The organism is Endozoicomonas sp. Mp262 (assembly GCF_025643335.1).
Classification (GTDB): domain Bacteria; phylum Pseudomonadota; class Gammaproteobacteria; order Pseudomonadales; family Endozoicomonadaceae; genus Endonucleibacter.
The window spans coordinates 2,171,841-2,191,378 of record NZ_CP092489.1 but is presented as its reverse complement, the minus strand read 5'-3'; the positions used below and the strand labels follow the sequence as shown (position 1 = coordinate 2,191,378).

The window sequence follows — 19,538 nt, the reverse complement described above, 5'->3', positions numbered from 1 at the left end:
CGTAATGGGCGAGGATAATTCTTGCTATCGCATCAATAGCCTGATTGAAGCACTGAAAAACAATCCAGCCAGTGAACTTCGACAGTGGGCCGACTGGCTGGTTGAACGAAGACGAAGAAAAGCCAGGCTTTGCCAACACCATACAGCTCTTGGTCAGCAGAAGCTCAGCCTTGTTTCAACAGATGAAGCCACTATTCAGTGCAGGGGGTATATATATCTTCCCCCTTTATTTCCCGAACCAGGGCAACAGAGAGAAACTATCCAACGCTGCCAGCACCAGAGAAAGAATACCAAAGCCCATAACCAACATCATACGCAATTTGCCACCAGATACCTGATAACCCTCTGCGTTATTTTTGCGTCCTACCCAGGCCATCAGTACGGGTGTAATAATACAGAACACCTCCATCCCCACACCGGCAAATGCAATGGCTGCAATAAAACCGTTTGGTAATAGCACCCCCAGCAGTGTCGGAGGAATGAAGGTGACAGCGGCAGTTTTCAGGCGTCCCTTCAGGTCATGACCAAAACCAAACAGGTCAGCAATATAGTCAAACAGACTGAGGCTAACCCCCAAGAATGAACTGGCCACAGCCATATTAGAGAACAGCTGCAAGATATTGGACATGCCAGACTGCAAGCCATTAGCTTCCAAGGCACGAATCAGGCTACCAATATTACCACCCTGAGCAATCACTGCCGGAAACTGGTCACGACCCAGATTGCCAAAAATACTGATCAACCAGACAATGTAAAATACCAGAGTAATTAACGAACCCCATAACAGCGCCTTGCGAACAGCATGGGCATCTTTTTTCAGGTAACGGGTAATGCTGGGAACGCAATTCTGAAACCCAAAGCTCACGGTGACGAAGCTGAGCGCCGCAAAAGCGTAAGGCAGGGTATCCGAGCTTTGCAGGGCCGGAAACAACAGCTGGCTTTCCGCCTGGGTAACCAACCCACTGGTAAAACCGAGAAAGCTGATAACCATGCCCCCTAGTAATGCAGTAGTCACCCGGTCTACCGCTCTGGTACCCAGCACAACAATAGAACTCAGTACCACCGCAAATATAAGACTGGAATAAGAGGGAGCCAGGGTAATATCAGCCACCGCCTTTAGCGAATGGGAGATAATGGAGCTGCCACCAGAGATGTAAGCATAAGTAAGCACGTAGCAGACAAAGCCAACAGACAAACCATTAATCAGTCGTCCAATATTCCCTATGGTTTTTTCAGCGATGCTGTCAAAACTGGCACCAATGGGAAAACGCATATTCGCTTCCAGCAAATAAAGCGAAGCGCTATACATACAGAACCAGACAAATAGCAGCATCAACAGGGATGGTACAAACCACATACCACTAGTAGCCACTGGCATTGAAAACATACCCGCTCCAGTAGCGGTTCCACTAACAATTACAGCGCTACCTAAAATAGCCCCTCTGTTTGTTTTAACCTGTCCACTGGACGGTATTATTGCTGCTTCCGACATGCACTACCCTGCCCGTTAGTAGTATTTTATTGAATAATGGCTTTTTCAGAACTGGAAAGTTGCTTCAGGTTATTTGAACAACGCGTTACCTTGGCAATACTGACCCCAAGCCTGGCTGCGATTTCTCTCTGGCTTTCGTTACCGGCCAGCAAGGCCCGGAGCGTTGCCAGACGATTTCCAATCGCTTCACACTCTTCAGGGGTTAGCAGCACATTCAGGATATTTTCCAAATCACCGGCATTTTGTCGCCTTTCCAGCAATTCAAGAAATTCCTTCCAGGAACCTTCAGTCATAATCAAGCCTTAAAGATGTACTGCTGTAACAGTACAGAAGTGCAACCCTATTTTTTATTTCGGAAAATACTTGAATTGTCATTTCTATCAATCAGCTACACTGTATAAAGTCATTATTCTCTTCAAAGCAGTATGAATAATTCACATCGGCTATTACCCGTTATCATTTTATTTACCGGGTGCGCAACAGATCCTCCGGATGATAATACTATGGATGACTGCTGGCTTAGCTGCCAATTCTCTACCTATACAGACATGTCAAATGAACTCTCAGCCATTGATAAGAATAATTCCGACAACGAGAAAAAGAGGCTAAGAAATAAATGGCAGCCTTGGGAGCTTGACCTCTTTCGCAAACCCATGAGACTCCCGGGAAAGAATTAGGCCCTGTAGCGAGAGTGCATAATCACGTCTATTCTTGGTGAGCCTTAGTCATTTTAATCATCTAAAGGTTGCCCTGATGCCTCTTCGCAATAAAACCGTTGCTATTGTTTGCGGTGGCCCCTCTCCTGAAGCGGATGTATCCCGTTTATCCGCCGGGCGGTTGAGTCCGGCTGTTGAGAAATATTTTGAAAAAGTCATCCACCTGGAACTGGATGAACAGCTACCCGCTCAATTGCTTACCCATAAAGTGGATGTGGTATTTCCGGTGGCCCATGGCCCGATGGGAGAAGATGGCTCACTGCAAGGGCTACTGGATATTATGGGTATTGCCTATGTAGGCTCCGGAGTTTTAGCCAGCGCCAGTGCCCTGGACAAATCGGTTACCAAGCGGATTCTTCATGCGGCGGGCATTCCCCTGGCAAAAGATCAGATTGTCCACCGTCATGAAGAGCTGGATAGCTGCGTACAACGCTGCCTCGACTGCCTGGGTGAGCAGGTTATTATCAAGCCGCTGGGACAGGGTTCAGGCATTGGGGTTCAGTTTGCCACTGGCCATGAGGATCTCAGGGAAAAGCTTGGGGAAAGCTTTGAAAAAGATCAGAAACTGCTCGTGGAAGAATTTATCGCAGGCAAAGAGATTACAGCTGGCATCCTTGATCTGGAGGACACCACACTATTGCCAGTAACGGAAATCATTACACCTGATGGCGCCTGGTATGACTACGTGCACCGGTATACACCAGGGCTGAGTGAGCATATTATTCCAGCTCAGCTACCAGAACAGCAGTATCACCGGGTACAGGAAATAGCCTTAAAGGCTCATCAACTATTAGGCTGCCGGGATCTTAGCCGATCCGACTTTGTTGTACCTGAGGTAGGTTGCCCCATTTTTTCAGAGCTAAATAACTTGCCGGGAATGACGCCCACCAGCCTTTTTCCCGATGGCGCACGAGCCGCAGGAATTCCATTCGAAAAGCTGGTATGCCGCTTGCTGGATCATGCCCTGAAACGAGGCGGACAACAAACTGACAAGGAAAACTACTGGCCCCTGCCTGAGCTGGCTATATCATAACACCCAGTGGCTGTGTACAGGGCTTGTACCCTTCATCAGGAAGAAAAGGTATGTAATTCTTGTACTGCTTTTTGCCAGGAGCCATTAAGGGCTTCCGGGGTAATACGCACTGCTTCACCAATAACAGCATCCATACGCTGCCTATCCGCCACAGAAGGCTTTTGCAACACATAGTTAATGACTTCCTTGCTATTACCCGGATGGCCTATACCAATCCGAAGGCGCTGGAAATCCTTGCAGTTACCCAGTGAGGCAATAATATCGCGCAGGCCATTGTGACCGCCATGGCCACCCCCCTGCTTCAGACGCCCGATACCTGCGGGCAGATCCAGTTCATCATGGGCTACAAGAATTGACTGGGGAGGGATCTTAAAAAAGGTACTGATTGCACCCACCGCCTGTCCACTGTTATTCATAAAAGTGGTGGGGTTAAGCAGGCGGACATCCTGTCCACCAATGGTTATGCGAGCAGACAGGCCGAAAAATTTCTTTTCCGGCTGCAAGTTTTCACCATGGGCACGAGCCAACTGCTCAACAAACCAGAAACCGGCATTATGGCGAGTATCCTCATACTTGGCACCTGGGTTACCAAGCCCAACAATCAATTGTATGGAGTGTCCTTTCATTACTTTCGCCATAATTACCAGTTTCGAATTTTAAAGGATTACTCTTCGCCGCCTTCAGCAGCTTCGTCATCCTTGGTTGCGCGGGTAGCCTGAACGCTGGCAACATCCAGATCATGGTCTTCACCCAGAGACAGGGCAACCAGCTCAACACCTTCAGGCAGTTTCAGGTCACTCAGGTGAACGTGTCCACCCAGCTCGATGTCAGCCATGTCCACTTCGATGAACTCTGGCAGATTGCCCGGCAGGCAGCGTACTTCTACTTCTACACGAGCGTGAGTGATCGCACCACCCTGATCTTTAACGCCCTTGCAAGCTTCTTCGTTCAGGAAGTGCAGAGGAACGTGAGTAGTAATAGCCTGGGAAGCTTCAACACGCATAAAATCCAGGTGCATAGCGAATTCTTTGGCAGGATGACGCTGGATATCCTTCAGAATCACCTGCTGATTTTTACCTTCAACAACCAGAGTCAGAATCTGGGAGTAGAAGCCTTCGCTTTCCAGGGCCTTACGGATTGCCTTGCCTTCCATAGTAACCTGTACCGGCTCTTGCTCACCACCGTAGATAATGGCAGGAACCAGGTCAGCACGGCGCAGGCGGCGGCTCGCACCTTTCCCTACATCTTTCCGTGCTTCCGCATTCAGAATCATTGCATCAGACATTTTCTTTCTCCACTAGTCGCTGCCGCCACCTTGCGACCAGGTACGGCAACTGTATATAAAGGTGCAGTATCATACCTTGATGTTGCAAAAATGCAATTTCAAATGCATAGCTACTAACGAAAACCATTCCCTTGACAATTTAAAAAGTGCTTAACTCACAAGCTTTGCTATATTCACAGGAGATTTCATCATAAGTTCAGCGGCTCTCGCCCTATCCACACAAGCGAGCAGTAACAATGAAAACCCCAAAGCTTACCAAACTTAAAAGCATAGCCCTTATTAATACAACTGTTGCAATACTAGCCTTTACTAATTTGTCTTACCCTGATGATCCTGATTTAACCCAACAAAAATGGCTGGATATCGCAAACCAAATCACAGGACCAATGACCAGCCATTTAAGTGCAGCAATGACACAACCAACCTTCCAATCAAAGTCTGAAGCAAATCACATTTACTCCCCCTTTAGTCTGCTATCCCCTCTTGTAATGATCAGCCGGGGAACGCAAGGTTCAACGAATAATGAGTTTTCCCAGCTGTTTTTTAGATCTACGTCAGCCATGGCAAGCCCCGAAGACCTTAAAAAAATACTTTTTGGCTTTGCGGTAGCAACCAAGAACATTACCTCATCGGGAATTGTGAAAGTAACCAATGGTATTTTTATTGACCAATCCAATGGGTTTGAATTTGAGGAAGACTATCTTAGTGACCTGAAGCTTGCTCTTGGTCATTCAGCATCATCTAACTGTTTTGGCCAACTGGAAAAAATTACAGAATTACACTCACTAGCCTTCAAAGAAAGACTGAACAACTGGGTTAAAGAGGCTACTGCTAATAAAATACCAGCCATTCTTAGCGACCGCCTCCCAGAATCCACCAAGATTGTTCTTTTAAACACTGTACTCCTCAAAGCAAAGTGGCCCAAAAAACTGAATAGTGCCCCCAACTTTCATTTCCACGATCAGGGCATTCCTCCTTCTTTACCGCAGGCGCCTATCCCAGCAGTTAAATACCAAAATGCGGCGCATAGGACATTAACTCATGAAGACTATCTATGGAATATTGCTCTGCTGCCTTTTGAAGGTTATGAATATGCTGTATTACTCGCCATGCCTCCTGCTGGTAGCCACCAAATATGCTTCTCAAACAGCAGCAGTGTCTGTTTACGCGCATTAAAGAGCCTGACCGACAGCAGCAGCCCTCATACCCCCCGAAAGAACGTAGTACTTCCAAAATTAAAAGTGGAATCTGAGTGGGACATCAAAGCATTAATGCAAAAAGAAAATATACTAAGCAGTGCATTTACTCCAGGTCTCGCTGATTTCAGCCTCTTATCCTCACAGGCTTGCGTGGGCAGCGAATTCATCATTAGCAAAATCATTCAAAGAGCTATTCTGGAGCTGGATGAAGTTGGTGTTCAAGCTGCCGCTGCCACTATGATGGGCGCCGGTCTTTTTTGCGCAAGGATAGAACCCCAAACCATTGAATTCAATCATCCGTTTAAGCTGTTTGTCGTTCATATAAAAAACCACTACATTTTATTTGAGGCGACTATTATCAAAACGCCTGAACAACCCAGTATGACCTGGTAATAAAAAGGCACCCTCTTCAGGTACCTTTTCATTTCAAGGTTCTTCAATAGCTATCACTGGAACATAGCACTGATAGACTCAGCATTACTGATCCGGCGCACAGATTCAGCCAGCAGCGGCGACATATCCAGCTGACGGATCTTGCCCAGAGCCTGGGCAGCAGGGCTTAATGGAATAGTGTTAGTTACCACCAGTTCATCCAGCTCTGAATTGGCGATATTTTCCAGCGCTCTTCCGGACAGAACCGGGTGCGTGCAATAAGAGTAGACTTTATTTGCGCCTTTCTCCTTCAGGGCAGCGGCTGCCTGACAAAGCGTACCCGCAGTATCCACCATATCATCAACCAGAATACAGGTGCGGCCGGAAACATCACCGATGATGTTCATTACTTCAGTTTTATTGGCTTCAGGACGACGCTTGTCGATAATCGCCAGATCAGTATTCAGGCGCTTGGCCACTGCACGGGCACGAACTACACCACCATGGTCAGGAGATACAACAATGGCATCTTCATAGTTTTGTCGTTCAATATCGTCAAGCAGAATAGGCGAGCCATAGATATTATCCACAGGGATATCGAAGAACCCCTGGATCTGGTCCGCATGCAGGTCAACGGTCAGCACACGGTCAACACCCACGCTGGCAATCATATCTGCAACAACCTTGGCACTGATTGGCACCCGGGTAGAACGGGGGCGACGATCCTGACGGGCATAGCCAAAATAAGGCAACACGGCAGTTACCCGAACGGCAGAGGAGCGTCTCATGGCATCCGCCATTACCAGAAGCTCCATCAGATTATCATTGGTTGGAACACAGGTAGACTGAATAAGAAAAACATCCCTACCACGCACGTTTTCCTGAATTTCAACCGCGACCTCTCCATCACTGAACCGGCCAACATAGGCTTTGCCCAGGGGAATATGCAACTGATTAACGACTTTGTGCACCAAATCCGGATTAGAGTTACCGGCGAACACCATCATTTTCGACACAGGAAATTACCTTTTAGGGGGCGTAGGTGGAAATAATCAGAACCACGGACGGGCAACCGACCATGGCTAAATAACAAGATGCGAAGGGAATAAGGAAAATGGCTGGGGTAGGAGGATTCGAACCTCCGCATGACGGGATCAAAACCCGTTGCCTTACCGCTTGGCGATACCCCAGTAAAATAATGACTCAATTCGTGCACATTCTGAACATACTCAGCGCTGTCAGCAAAAAAACCACTCAAGATTTCCAGTACCTAAGGCTATAAGTAACTACTCAACGCACTTTGTAGCGGTGAGCGATTAATACCGCAGGCTACAAAACCTTTAGCCTTGCAACCAAGTTCCGCCAGTACTGATTCTGCTGCTTCCTTACTGGCATAAGGCGCGAATACGCATGCCCCCGAACCGCTCATCATGGCTGGCCCGGTGCTCGAATGTCCGAAATTATCAAGCAGGTTTAAACTTTTTTCAACCTCTGGATAAAGACGGCGAACCAGAGGCTCAAAATCATTTCGCCCCTGTTGATCTATAGCGGCGAAAACTTTAATAGGCTGAGTATCTCTTGTCAAATCTTCATGTTGATACATGGCCATAGTATTAACATGTACATCCGGTGTTAAAACCAGGAACCAGGGTTCAGAGGGACTCATAGGCGTCAGTTGCTCACCCACTCCTTCAGCAAATGCACTTCTGCCCCTGACAAAGACGGGCACATCGGCACCCAACTGAAGTCCCAGGGCGGCAAGCTCATTTTCATCAAGCCCCAGCTCCCAGATAACATTCAAGGCAACCAGCGTGGTAGCAGCATCAGAGCTACCGCCACCAACGCCCCCTCCCATGGGTAATCGTTTATCCAGGGTGATTTTAACGCCTTTATTACATCCACTGACTTGTTGTAATAATTTTGCAGCCCTGATTATCAGATTGGTTGGAGAATCCAGTTCAGGTACCGAGGTTTCCAGAACCAGTTCAGAACTGGCTTCAAAGGTTAGTAAATCACTGTAATCCAGAAACTGAAAAAGGGTTTGTAAATTGTGGTAACCATCGGCTCTTCTGCCCGTAATATGCAGGAACCGGTTAATTTTAGCGGGTGCAGGCAGTACCAGTCTGGAATACATCTTTTTTCCTTTCAGGTGATAAAACAGCCCTTAATTATGCCCTTCCAAGTTCCAGCGGTTAATAGCCAGGGTTAAGCGAATATCACCATCACTGACTCGCAGCCGGGATGGCAGACGGAGATCTTTTTCCTGGCGAAAGGACAGATAGGTCACTTCCCAGCCACTTTGGTGGAGTATCTTTGGGTACCCTGAATCATCGAGAACAACCCTTGATTGAAGACCCGGTACAGGAAGCCCTATAACCCAATAGCGAAGATGGCTGACAGGAAGATCCCACCCGGTAATCCGCCTCATCAGATAGTCCGGTGTTGGACCCATAACCGGTTCGCTTTCACCGGCAACAGTTGCCATAACCCCCTGACGGTTTCCCTGAACCTGAGCCAGAGGCTGACCAAAAGGGCCGTCAAGAAGCAGCGCAAACCTCTCGGGATGCTGCCACCAGTCTACCGACAGCGAGCCGGATCGTCCTGGTATTTTCAGGCCAAGCCGACCAACAAGCTGCCAGTTTTGAATCTCGGACAACTGTTTTTGCACATCCTGCCAGCGCTGTTGCTTTGCTGCATCACTGAGTTGAGCCGTATCCCTATGCATGGACGCACAGCCAGATAGCACCACCAGGATAGTGATGAAGCCCAGTCGGAAAAGTGTCCACCAAGCCCCAATGACACAGAAGGAAGAAGTCACCGGCCGGTTATTAGGTAAGCTATAGCCAGCTGGACTTTTTACTAGTGAGGAAACAAGCACCAGGTACTCCTATTAAATCTACTGAGTCACAGCGATGCCTTTTTCCAGACGCTGCCGTGTTTCTATGACCACCTTACTACCTGGCTGGCTTTGCAAGGCTGTTTTCCAGATCACCCTGGCCTTGTCCTTGTCCCCCCGCATCCAGTAAACCTCTCCCAGGTGAGCGGCCACTTCCGCATCAGGAAATTTATTATAAGCCTCTTCAAGATACTTTTGTGCCAATTCAAGCTTGCCCAGGCGATAGTGCAGCCAGCCCATGCTATCAATAATGGCTGGATCTTCTTTATTCAGGCTATACGCTTTCTTAATCAGTGCTTCAGCTTCTTCCAGGCGTTTGGTACGGTCCACCAGGGTATAGCCCAGCGCGTTCAATACTACGGCATTGTCCGGCTGCATCGCCAGGATTTCACGTAAATCAGCTTCTGTCTCGTTAATTCGATCCAGCTTTTCAAAAACCATGGCTCTTGAATAAAGCAGGTTGATACTTTTGGGATACCGACTCACTGCCAAATCAAACAGTGCCCGGGCGTCCTTAAACTCTTCACGCTTAACCAGTATTTCTCCTTCAAGCATGTACAAACTTTCAGCACCGGCAGGGTATAAGGCTCTGGATTGATCCAACAGTTTTCGAGCTTCCTGCCATTGCCCCTGTTTAACCAGCATCTGGGTTAACGACACCCGGGACATTACAAATTCCTTGCCAGGGGTAACACTCATATAATATTGGCGGGCCTTATTCCAAAGTCCCTTACCTTCACTTAACTTACCCAGGTAATAATTAGCGGTACTACTTTTCTGCCCCAATGCCAGCAGGCGGGAAAAATAGCCCTCTGCCTCATCGGCCATATTATTGTCCACAGCGATCAGCCCCAGGGATAAAATAATTTCACCATCATTGGGGGATAGCTGTAACAACGCTTCAAACTGCTCCCGAGCCAGATCCAGTTTATTACCATGCACCAATACCCGTGCATAAATCAGCCGGAGCCGTACCCGATCAGGGTATCTGTTGACGGCATCGGCCAGCATTCTCTCCGCTTCTGCATCACGACCCAGCTTGTTTAAAATCCGTCCCTTGATAATCAGCGCTTTAATAAATTCCGAGTCTTTTCTGATTAACAGGTCACATTGGGCAAGGGCCTCATCATTACGACCCATCTGATGGAGCAGTATAGCCTTACCAAGGAGCAGGGAACGGTTATCCGGGAAACGCTTGGCTTCACCACTAAAAGCCGATAGCAGCAGATCCTTATTCCCATCACTCGCTGCTGCCGCATAAGTTGCCATCAGTTCAAAATCGGATTCGGGATCCATGGACAAGGTTTGGGCCATCCGCTTAACGGCTTCTTCCGCTTCACCGCTGTGCATTAATTCAAGGGCACTGGCCTTAATCGCTATAGGGTCTTCAGAATCGAGACTGGACCACAGCAGGGCAGCATCCAGGGCTGCCTGTTTTGCCCCGATATAGCTGGCAATCTGGTAGGCTCTCTTGGCCACTCCTTTGTCCTGGGTTTTATGGGCTTGCTTAAGATAATTACCCAGGGCAAGATCATAGCGCTGTCTTTGCCCTCCCAATTCTGCCACCATCAAATCGTAGAGCGTATCAGGTTCAAAAGAGGCATAGTTTTGTTCCGGATCAGATCCTGCCTCTCCAACAGCAGGGCTGCCAGGCCTGGTTGTTTGAACGGAGCAGCCATAAAGCAGCGAAGCCGCCAACAGCACAATAAGTGATAAACGCCTTCTCATAGATGCAATGCCCTTGCCTGATAGTTATAAGAAAGAAAAACCGCCCACTGGATTTCCACTCACACAATGATGACATATAACAGCAGGTCTACTCGAACAGAGTTTGCAGTTACAAGCGTTCCATTGCAGAATTGATCGGCTGGAAGGCCTGTTTGTTAACCATAGGGTGACACTATGGAACTTATGTTCAGTTTCTGTTAATACCCGGTCAAGGACAGAAGATACAGTTTACCTGGCAGCATAACTACACTAGGGGCTGTTGACGTTTGTCAACAGCCCCTAACCCGGATATTTCATAAACATCCGGGCTAAATAACAACTCTGTAAGTGATGATTTCTGTATTTCCAAAGTCAGTTTTGTGAATAATAGTAGTATATATGACAACAGCGGGAGTCTGATGGGGTACCTCACCACCGGCATCAACCACAAAACAGCGCCGATCAACCTGAGAGAACAGGTAGCCTTCTCCCAGGAACAACTGCCGGAAGCACTGCGTGATGCCCGGCAATACATCAGATCCAAAGAAGTTGCCATTCTTTCCACTTGCAACCGCACTGAACTTTATTGTGCTAATAGTGTAGAACCCGCGCGGGTGCTGGAATGGTTAACCCATTACCACCAGGCTGAAGCGGCCCAGGTTTCAGAGCATGCTTATATTTACAGCGAGCAGGAAGCCGTGAGACACATTATGCGTGTTGCCTGCGGGCTGGACTCCATGGTGCTGGGTGAACCCCAGATTCTCGGCCAGATCAAATCGGCCTACGCCATAGCCCGGGAAGCAGGCACCGCAGGCAAACTGCTCAATCGCTTATTCCAGCAAAGCTTTTCCACCGCCAAACAGGTTCGCACCCAGACCACTATCGGCAAGCTTCCCGTTTCTGTGGCTTATGCAGCCACCCAACTGGCCAAACAAATATTCAGCGACCTGTCAGAAAACACCGCCTTGTTAATAGGCGCAGGGGAAACCATACAACTTGTAGCCCGACACCTACTTAGGCAAGGTTTGAAACGCATCATCGTTGCCAATCGCACCCTTGAGCGAGCCCAAATCCTGACGGATGAATTCAATGGCACAGCCGTATTACTTTCAGACTTGCCTCATATTATCAAAGAAGCTGATATTGTGATTGCGTCCACAGCCAGCCAGACTCCGGTACTTGGCAAAGGTACTGTAGAAAAAGCCTTAAAAGCCCGAAAGCATCGCCCCATGTTTATGGTAGATATTGCTGTTCCAAGGGACATTGAACCGGAAGTGGGAGAGTTATCGGATATTTTTCTCTACACTGTGGATGACTTGCATGATGTGATTGAAGACAACCTCCAACAGCGCCAGGGTGCGGTAGAGCATGCTGAAAGCATTATTGAGTCCGGCCTGCTGACTTTCATGACCCAAATCCGATCACTGGATGCTGTCACCCTGCTGCGCAACTACCGTGAAAACTGTGAGCAAATTCGCCGCCAGGAGGTTGAGCGAGCCATGCAGGCACTCATTCAGGGTATAGATCCTGAAGAAGTCATCACCAGGCTGGCCCATACCCTGACCAATAAAATGATGCACTCCCCCAGCATACAATTAAAGCAAGCGGCTGCCTCCGGGCAGCAAGAGCGCCTTGACTGGGCAAAAGAGTTACTGGGTCTGAGGGAGTCCCCCCTGGAGGTGCCCTGAAGCCCGGGCAGCCAGTGAATATATTTAAAGACTCACAGTTATGACTTTCAGTTCATTTACGGGCAAAATCCCCGCCTCTTCCAACTTGATTTATAGATAACGTTTTACAGAGCACCATGAAAGAATCCATTATTGCCAAACTGGATACCCTCCGGGAAAGGTTTGAAGAGCTGGGCATGCTGCTCAGCGATGCTGAAATTATTAGTAACCAGGATCAATTTCGTCAGTTTTCCAAGGAATACTCCGAGCTGGAACCCGTGGTAAAAGCTTATCAGGACTACGACCAGGTGCTGTCGGATAAAACAGAAGCCCAAAGTATGCTATCGGAAGGTGATCCGGAAATGGCTGAAATGGCTGCCGAGGAATTACAGCTTTGTGATGAGCAAATTCCGGTGCTGGAAGCTCAGTTACAGGTTCTGCTTCTGCCAAAAGACCCCCGGGATAGTTGCAATACCTTCCTGGAAATCAGGGCTGGTACCGGTGGTGATGAAGCGGCTATTTTTGCAGGTGACCTGTTTCGTATGTACTCCCGCTATGCCGAAAAGCAAGGCTGGAAAATAGAGGTCATCAGCACCAATGACGGCGAGCATGGCGGTTATAGGGAGATCATTACCCGGGTAGTGGGCAATGACGTCTACCAATGCCTTAAGTTTGAATCAGGTGCCCACCGGGTTCAGCGTGTCCCTGAAACAGAGTCCCAGGGACGTATTCACACCTCTGCCTGCACCGTTGCCATTATGCCTGAGCCGGATGAGCAGGAAGCCATTGATATTCGCAAAGAAGACCTGCGCATCGATACCTACCGCTCCTCCGGTGCCGGAGGCCAGCACGTCAACACCACAGACTCCGCCATCCGGATCACCCACTTGCCCACAGGCATTGTGGTGGAATGCCAGGATGAGCGCTCCCAGCACAAAAACAAGGCCAAGGCCATGGCGCTGCTGTCTGCAAAGCTTCAGGATGCCCAGGACGCTGCCGCCGCCCGGGAAATAAGCGACACTCGTCGCAGTCTTGTGGGCAGCGGAGACCGTTCAGAGCGAATACGCACCTATAACTACCCCCAGGGACGCGTTACCGACCACCGTATTAACCTGACACTTTATAAACTGCCTGAAATTATCGAAGGTGATCTCAACCCTATTGTCCAGCCACTGCTGCAAGAACATCAGACCGAGTTACTGGCCAGCCTTTCTGAAGAACACGCCTGATGAGCAGCCGAATTGATAGCCTGCTCAATAAGGCTGTAGCCCACCTTCAAGCCAGCTCTGCGTTAACTGACGAGGGTTATCGTCTTGATGCAGAACTGCTGCTGTGCCACGTTATAGGCCAGCCCAGAAGCTATCTGTTTACCTGGCCAGAAAAAGAACTCGGCACCTCAGACCAGATAGCATTCCGGAAACTTGTTGAGCAACGGGCAACCGGTATACCTGTTGCCTATCTCACCGGCACCAGGGAATTCTGGAGTTTGACCCTTAAGGTCAATGACCAGGTGCTGATTCCCCGTCCTGATACCGAGTTGATTGTGGAGCTGGCATTATCCAGACAGCTGAGACAGAATGCTGTCATTGCTGACCTGGGTACTGGCAGCGGCGCCATCGCCCTGGCCCTGGCCGGTGAAAAACCGGACTGGCAAGTGCTTGCCGTTGATCAAAGTCATGGCGCACTCGCCACTGCCCAGGAAAATGCCCGTTTCAATCATATCAACAATGTCTCATTTCTTGCCGGCAGCTGGTGTCAACCACTGGCTGACAAAAAGCTGGACATGATTGTCACGAACCCTCCCTATATCAGGGAGGACGACCATCACCTGACTCAGGGCGATGTTCGTTTTGAACCTCGTTCAGCCCTTGCCTCTGGAAAAGATGGTCTGGAGGATATACGACAGATTGTCTGCGATTCCAGAAACCATTTGCCCCCCGGTGGCTGGCTGCTGATTGAGCATGGTTATGACCAGGGTCAGGCAGTGGCAGAACTGATGACTGGCCAGGGGTATATTGAAGTTGTAACAAAGCAGGATTTAGCTGGCCATGACCGGGTTACCATGGGGCAATTGATGGGTTGATAACCCCTTTCGTTCACAGCGTCCTGAGGGTATCGCGAAAATCTGAATTTTCTCCGTCATCATCCCTGTACAGGATGACGACATTGGATCTATTTCAGACTTTTGTCATATCCTCAGGAGCCAGCGAACGACCTCAGCCGTGATAGGTAAACATACCTAGTGCCAGCCTTCATCCTGACATGTACCCTCCATCCTTTACAGATTATACCCCCTCGAACATTAACCAACCCTCTGGAGAGTTCATGCTTGCACGACGGCTGCAACGGTTCCTGCACCAAGACTATGCCATCGGCGTTTTACTGATCATCGCCGCAGTCATGGCCAAAATCGCCGCCAATACCTCACTGTCCCAATATTATGACCTGCTACTGGAAATGCCTATCCAGGTTGCTGTGGGTTCACTGGATATCAATAAACCCGCCCTCCTCTGGATCAATGACGGCCTGATGGCCCTGTTTTTTCTGCTAATCGGCCTTGAGGTCAAGCGGGAAGTTATGGGGGGTGACCTGAGCACTCCTTCCCAGGTGGTTCTGCCTGGTATCGCGGCAATAGGCGGTATGGTTGTTCCGGCACTGCTCTACACAGCCCTGAACTTCGATAACCCTATTGGTATTCAGGGGTGGGCTATTCCCGCTGCAACAGATATTGCCTTTGCTGTAGGTGTTCTGGCCCTGCTTGGCAAGCGGGTACCCGCTTCTCTCAAGGTTTTCCTGTTAGCCCTGGCCATTATTGATGATTTGGGTGCCATCATCATTATCGCTATTTTTTACACATCAGATCTGTCCATTTCTTCGATAGTCATGGCAACCTTTCTCCTTAGCGTACTGATTATATTCAATATACGAAAAGTCACCCGGTTAAGCGCCTACCTCTTTGTGGGCACCCTGCTATGGGTATGCGTTCTGAAATCCGGTGTGCATGCAACACTGGCTGGCGTACTGATTGCCTTCACTATCCCCCTAAAGCTGACGGATCGCAAAGGGCGGTCACCACTGCGGGCTCTGGAACACCACCTCCATGGCAAGGTTCACTTTTTCATTTTACCCCTGTTTGCCTTTGCCAATGCCGGTATAGAGATTAACCTGGAACAGCTTAAAACGCTGTCTGACCCCATCCCCCTGGGTATTCTGGCAGGACTCTTCCTTGGTAAGCAGATCGGTGTCTTCAGTTTCTGCTGGGTAGCCGTTAAAACGGGACTCGCCAAACTTCCGAACCAAGCCAGCTGGCAACATATGTATGGCCTCTCAATACTTTGCGGTATAGGCTTTACCATGAGTCTCTTTATTGGTTCCCTGGCATTTGCTGATGTAGATCCTTCCTATATGATCTCAGACCGCATGGGAATTTTGGCTGGCTCTATCCTGTCTGCGGTTGTGGGTTATTTTGTGCTCTATATGACAGGCCAGAAAAAAAATCTGCCAAAGGAAAAGGCTGTATTTACAAAAACCAGCCACGCGTAAACCTGCTTTTTTCACCCGGAAGCGCCCCGGTCAAAACCAGGGCCTTCCTGCATTATTCAGCAGAGATCTCTCCCTTGCAGAACAGGCGACACTACTAGTGAATAATCGAAGCAGCCTATGTATTTACCCTAAATCATCAAACTAATAGAAGATTTAAAACGACTTGGCTATACTCGCTCATTACAGCATTCCATAAACCTAGCGAAAAAGAGCTGAAATGACAGGCCGCGGCATTCTTCTGGTCAACCTGGGTTCTCCCGATAGCCCTACAGCCCCTGACGTCAGGCAATACCTCAACGAGTTCTTGATGGATGAGAATGTCATTGACCTGCCATGGCTATTGCGACGTCTTATTGTCAGTTTATTTGTCCTGCCATTCAGGCCTGCCCGCTCTGCCAAGGCCTATCAGTCGATATGGACTGATGAAGGCTCACCCCTGATATGTCATAGCAAACGGCTCACCGCAAAACTCAGGGAACAGCTGAATTTTCCCATAGAGCTAGCCATGCGCTATGGTCAACCCGATATGGAAGAGGCTATCCTGAAACTCACCAGTCGGCCAGATATAAAAGAGGTGTTGTTATTCCCCCTTTACCCACACTACGCAATGTCTACGGTAAAGACTGTCTCAAAGCGTGCAAAAAACATTATCAGGAAAAACAATCTCTCTGTTTCCCTTCATATCTATCCGGAATTTTATGACCATGATCGTTACATTCAGGCATTGATCGAGTCATCCTTTTCCTGGCTTGAGCAGGAGTATGACCATCTGGTATTCAGCTTCCACGGTGTTCCAATCAGGCATATCCTTAAAGATGACACCACCGGTCAGCATTGCCTGAAAAAAAACAACTGTTGTAACAAAACATCCGTGGCTCATAAGACTTGCTACCGTCATCAGGTCTATCGAACTGCCACCTGCTTTGTGGATCAGGCCGATATTCCTGTGGATAAATACACCGTTGCCTTCCAGTCCCGCCTTGGGCGGGCAAAATGGCTGGAACCTAATACCACAGATGTCCTTAAAAAACTGGCCCGGCAGGGCGCAAAAAAAGTTCTGGTGATTTGCCCCTCTTTTGTTTCTGACTGCCTGGAAACCCTTGAGGAAATCGGTATAGCCGCCAAACAGACATTTATAGAGGCAGGAGGAGAATCACTGGAGCTTATTCCCTGTCTTAATGAGCACCCGTCCTGGGTAAAACTTCTTTCATACTGGCTGTCCCAGCCAACAGAAACACTCCCTAATCTCTTAAACCCTCCAGGAAAGACCTAAGCCCGGGATCTGCCAAAGCCTTTCCTAATACATCCGAAAGGGTTCTATTAACCAGTTTGGTATTATGACTATCCGAGGGTGCTTTCATCACTTTCTCATCCAGCATACTGGTATAATAACCCTCAAAACGCTGCCCATTAGCCTCAACAACAATTTTGGTGGCAGCTTCAAGGTTAACGCTGGTAACATAAGAACCATCAGGCACCTGATAAGTCAGCTTATCAATATAGACCTGAACCAGGGGTACTTCTGCGGCATCCGTAACCACCAGCCCCATTTGTCTCAGAGCCAGCTCAACGGCTGCACGTACAGATAACTCAAAATCCTGATCCGTGATTATTGGGTTGGTATCAGAATAAACACCACCTCTAGCCCCTAAGGTTTTACTATCCCGCCCATCTATCACACTTACCCGGACAGTGCCTGAAAGATTTCGGGCTGCTGCCGGAACCGTTAGCTTCGGTGAGACTTCAATTTCCTGCGGACTCAGGGCACACCCTGCCAATAAAACCGTTAGCAGCCAAAAAAAAGCCCAAGTTATTCGCATGCCTGTACTCCATCTTGCCAGTAAAAAGAGCTGGCTATATAGTATCAATTTAATTATAACCAAAAGACATAATATTAAATCCAATGAAGCGGAAGACGGCCACTGCTGCCCCCATAATCTCAATCACATCGTCGAATAAATACTCTTCCACTGACTTTTATATTGCCACTCTCCTACGACTACTTCCCTGAAAAAATCGCGCTCTAACTACAGCCTGAATAAAAAATACAAACAATATAACTAAAAGAGAAAAACATGGATAACCAGAAGGTCATCATTTTTGACACCACCTTGCGAGACGGTGAACAAAGTCCTGGTGCTGCAATGACTCATGATGAAAAACTCAGAATCGCCAAAGCACTGGAAAAACTAAAAGTTGATGTTATTGAGGCCGGTTTCGCAATGGCCAGCCCAGGGGATTTCGAAGCGATACAAACCATTGCCAGTACCATAAAAGACAGTACTGTCTGCAGCCTTTCCAGAGCCCTTGAACAAGATATAGACCAGGCAGCAAAGGCGCTCAGGCAGGCCAATAGCGGACGAATCCATACATTTATTGCCACTTCTCCTATCCACATGCAGCACAAGTTGTGTATGACACCTGAGCAGGTCATAGAGCGTGCCACTCTAGCCGTTCGCCATGCCCGCAACCTTATCGATGATGTTGAGTTTTCCTGCGAAGATGCTGGCCGCTCCGATATAGACTTTCTTTGTCGTATTATTGAAGCCGCCATCAATGCCGGGGCAACCACCATCAATATTCCAGATACCGTTGGCTATGCCCTACCCCATCAATTTGGAGAAACCATCAAAACGCTGCTGGAGAAAATACCCAATGCTGACAAGGCTATTTTTTCCGTTCACTGCCATAACGACCTGGGCCTTGCTGTGGCTAATTCATTAGCCGCTGTGGTTAATGGTGCCAGACAGATAGAGTGCACCATTAATGGATTAGGGGAGCGGGCCGGTAATGCCTCCCTGGAAGAGCTGGTCATGGCCATCCGGACACGCAAGGATAGCCTTAACCTCACCACTAATATCAATACGCTTCAAATAGTCCCCACATCCAAACTGGTCTCCGGTGTTACCGGCTTTCCTATCCAGCCCAATAAGGCTATTGTTGGTGCCAATGCCTTTGCCCATGAGTCGGGCATTCATCAGGATGGAATCATCAAATTTCGTGAAACCTATGAAATAATGAAAGCAGAGGATGTTGGCTGGAATACAAACCGGCTGATACTGGGTAAACTCTCGGGTCGTCATGCTTTCAGAACCCGAATGGAAGAGTTGGGTATTACATTCCGGGATGCTGAAGAACTCAACACCGCCTTTGCTCACTTTAAGTCCCTGGCCGATAAAAAAACGGAAATCTTCGATGATGACCTCCAGGCACTTGCCAGTGATGTTAGAAACCAGCAACTGGAAGAAAAATACAGCCTGGTCATGCTGGAGGCCGGTTCCAGTACCAGCATGACTCCGAAAGCTAAATTGGTGGTATCCATCAACGGTAAGGAAACGGCAGTGACCAGCGAGGGTGATGGCCCCGTTGACGCGGTATTCAAGGCCATAGAAAAAATTGTTGATTCCAGGGCACAGTTAACACTTTATAATGTTAACGCCATTACCAGTGGCACCGACTCTCAGGGAGACGTCAGTGTAAGGCTGGAAAAAGATGGTAGAATAGTCAACGGTTCCGGTGCAGATACCGACATTGTGATTGCCTCAGCCAAGGCCTATATCAATGCCCTTAACCTTCTGGATCACCGGCCCAGAAAAACCCACCCTCAAACAGGTACCGTTTAAGCCAT

General features: G+C 48.5%; 17 protein-coding genes and 1 tRNA gene. 8 read left to right on the top strand and 10 right to left on the bottom strand.

All coding sequences use genetic code 11. From position 1 onward, the window contains the following. Nucleotides 1-226: 226 nt before the first annotated feature. Both MJ595_RS09705 and trpR read right to left on the bottom strand, forming a co-directional pair. Entirely contained in the window at nucleotides 227-1,492 is a 1,266-nt protein-coding gene (locus MJ595_RS09705) for an aromatic amino acid transporter (RefSeq protein WP_263322130.1), read from the bottom strand. 26 nt (nucleotides 1,493-1,518) lie between these two features. Then, nucleotides 1,519-1,785 (bottom strand): trp operon repressor, encoded by a 267-nt coding sequence (gene trpR, locus MJ595_RS09700; protein ID WP_263322129.1) that lies wholly within the window; start codon nucleotides 1,783-1,785, stop codon nucleotides 1,519-1,521. 460 nt (nucleotides 1,786-2,245) lie between these two features. Between trpR and MJ595_RS09695 the strand changes: the two genes are divergently transcribed. After that, on the top strand, nucleotides 2,246-3,241 hold the full coding sequence (locus tag MJ595_RS09695) for a D-alanine--D-alanine ligase (RefSeq protein WP_263322128.1): 996 nt from the start codon (nucleotides 2,246-2,248) through the stop codon (nucleotides 3,239-3,241). A 35-nt stretch (nucleotides 3,242-3,276) separates the two neighbouring features. Here the strand turns inward: MJ595_RS09695 and pth are convergent, their stop codons facing one another. Together pth and MJ595_RS09685 are read right to left on the bottom strand one after the other, a co-directional pair. After that, complete coding sequence (gene pth / locus MJ595_RS09690; protein ID WP_263322127.1) at nucleotides 3,277-3,867, bottom strand: aminoacyl-tRNA hydrolase; 591 nt, start codon at nucleotides 3,865-3,867, stop codon at nucleotides 3,277-3,279. Between the two features lie 38 nt (nucleotides 3,868-3,905). Next, on the bottom strand, nucleotides 3,906-4,526 hold the full coding sequence (locus MJ595_RS09685; protein ID WP_263322126.1) for a 50S ribosomal protein L25/general stress protein Ctc: 621 nt from the start codon (nucleotides 4,524-4,526) through the stop codon (nucleotides 3,906-3,908). 236 nt (nucleotides 4,527-4,762) lie between these two features. On the opposite strand from MJ595_RS09685, the gene MJ595_RS09680 reads away from it, so the two are divergent. Next, complete coding sequence (locus MJ595_RS09680) at nucleotides 4,763-6,118, top strand: serpin family protein (protein WP_263322125.1); 1,356 nt, start codon at nucleotides 4,763-4,765, stop codon at nucleotides 6,116-6,118. A gap of 53 nt (nucleotides 6,119-6,171) precedes the next feature. Here MJ595_RS09680 and MJ595_RS09675 read toward each other — a convergent pair whose 3' ends face one another. From MJ595_RS09675 to MJ595_RS09655, 5 genes are all read right to left on the bottom strand, one after another. Then, nucleotides 6,172-7,113, bottom strand: a complete 942-nt coding sequence (locus MJ595_RS09675; RefSeq protein ID WP_263322124.1) for a ribose-phosphate pyrophosphokinase — start codon at nucleotides 7,111-7,113, stop codon at nucleotides 6,172-6,174. Between the two features lie 99 nt (nucleotides 7,114-7,212). Continuing rightward, nucleotides 7,213-7,287: transfer RNA gene (locus tag MJ595_RS09670), tRNA-Gln, on the bottom strand. Nucleotides 7,288-7,373: 86 nt separating this feature from the next. Further along, nucleotides 7,374-8,231, bottom strand: coding sequence for a 4-(cytidine 5'-diphospho)-2-C-methyl-D-erythritol kinase (gene ispE / locus MJ595_RS09665; RefSeq protein ID WP_263322123.1), 858 nt, complete (start codon nucleotides 8,229-8,231; stop codon nucleotides 7,374-7,376). 30 nt (nucleotides 8,232-8,261) lie between these two features. After that, a complete protein-coding gene (lolB, locus tag MJ595_RS09660) occupies nucleotides 8,262-8,975 on the bottom strand; it encodes a lipoprotein insertase outer membrane protein LolB (RefSeq protein WP_263322122.1) in 714 nt (237 codons plus the stop codon). Nucleotides 8,976-8,993: 18 nt separating this feature from the next. Beyond that, nucleotides 8,994-10,721 (bottom strand): tetratricopeptide repeat protein, encoded by a 1,728-nt coding sequence (locus MJ595_RS09655; RefSeq protein WP_263322121.1) that lies wholly within the window; start codon nucleotides 10,719-10,721, stop codon nucleotides 8,994-8,996. Nucleotides 10,722-11,119: 398 nt separating this feature from the next. Between MJ595_RS09655 and hemA the strand changes: the two genes are divergently transcribed. From hemA to hemH, 5 genes are all read left to right on the top strand, one after another. After that, nucleotides 11,120-12,388 (top strand): glutamyl-tRNA reductase, encoded by a 1,269-nt coding sequence (gene hemA, locus MJ595_RS09650; protein ID WP_263322120.1) that lies wholly within the window; start codon nucleotides 11,120-11,122, stop codon nucleotides 12,386-12,388. A gap of 116 nt (nucleotides 12,389-12,504) precedes the next feature. Further along, nucleotides 12,505-13,596 (top strand): peptide chain release factor 1, encoded by a 1,092-nt coding sequence (prfA, locus tag MJ595_RS09645; protein ID WP_263322119.1) that lies wholly within the window; start codon nucleotides 12,505-12,507, stop codon nucleotides 13,594-13,596. Then, the gene (gene prmC / locus MJ595_RS09640) at nucleotides 13,596-14,450 is read left to right on the top strand and encodes a peptide chain release factor N(5)-glutamine methyltransferase (RefSeq protein ID WP_263322118.1); all 855 of its coding nucleotides are present in this window, start codon (nucleotides 13,596-13,598) and stop codon (nucleotides 14,448-14,450) included. The genes prfA and prmC overlap by 1 nt, the downstream gene beginning before the upstream one ends. A gap of 242 nt (nucleotides 14,451-14,692) precedes the next feature. After that, nucleotides 14,693-15,910 carry a Na+/H+ antiporter NhaA gene (gene nhaA, locus MJ595_RS09635; protein ID WP_263322117.1) on the top strand — a complete coding sequence of 406 codons (1,218 nt, stop codon included), beginning with the start codon at nucleotides 14,693-14,695 and terminating at the stop codon, nucleotides 15,908-15,910. Between the two features lie 217 nt (nucleotides 15,911-16,127). Beyond that, nucleotides 16,128-17,183: a ferrochelatase gene (hemH, locus tag MJ595_RS09630; protein ID WP_263322116.1), complete on the top strand. Its 1,056-nt coding sequence runs from the start codon at nucleotides 16,128-16,130 to the stop codon at nucleotides 17,181-17,183. Here hemH and MJ595_RS09625 read toward each other — a convergent pair. Continuing rightward, nucleotides 17,152-17,730 (bottom strand): YajG family lipoprotein, encoded by a 579-nt coding sequence (locus tag MJ595_RS09625; protein ID WP_263322115.1) that lies wholly within the window; start codon nucleotides 17,728-17,730, stop codon nucleotides 17,152-17,154. The two genes, hemH and MJ595_RS09625, sit on opposite strands and share 32 nt — an antisense overlap. Before the next feature lie 255 nt (nucleotides 17,731-17,985). On the opposite strand from MJ595_RS09625, the gene MJ595_RS09620 reads away from it, so the two are divergent. Beyond that, the gene (locus tag MJ595_RS09620) at nucleotides 17,986-19,533 is read left to right on the top strand and encodes a 2-isopropylmalate synthase (protein WP_263322114.1); all 1,548 of its coding nucleotides are present in this window, start codon (nucleotides 17,986-17,988) and stop codon (nucleotides 19,531-19,533) included. Nucleotides 19,534-19,538: the final 5 nt, after the last annotated feature.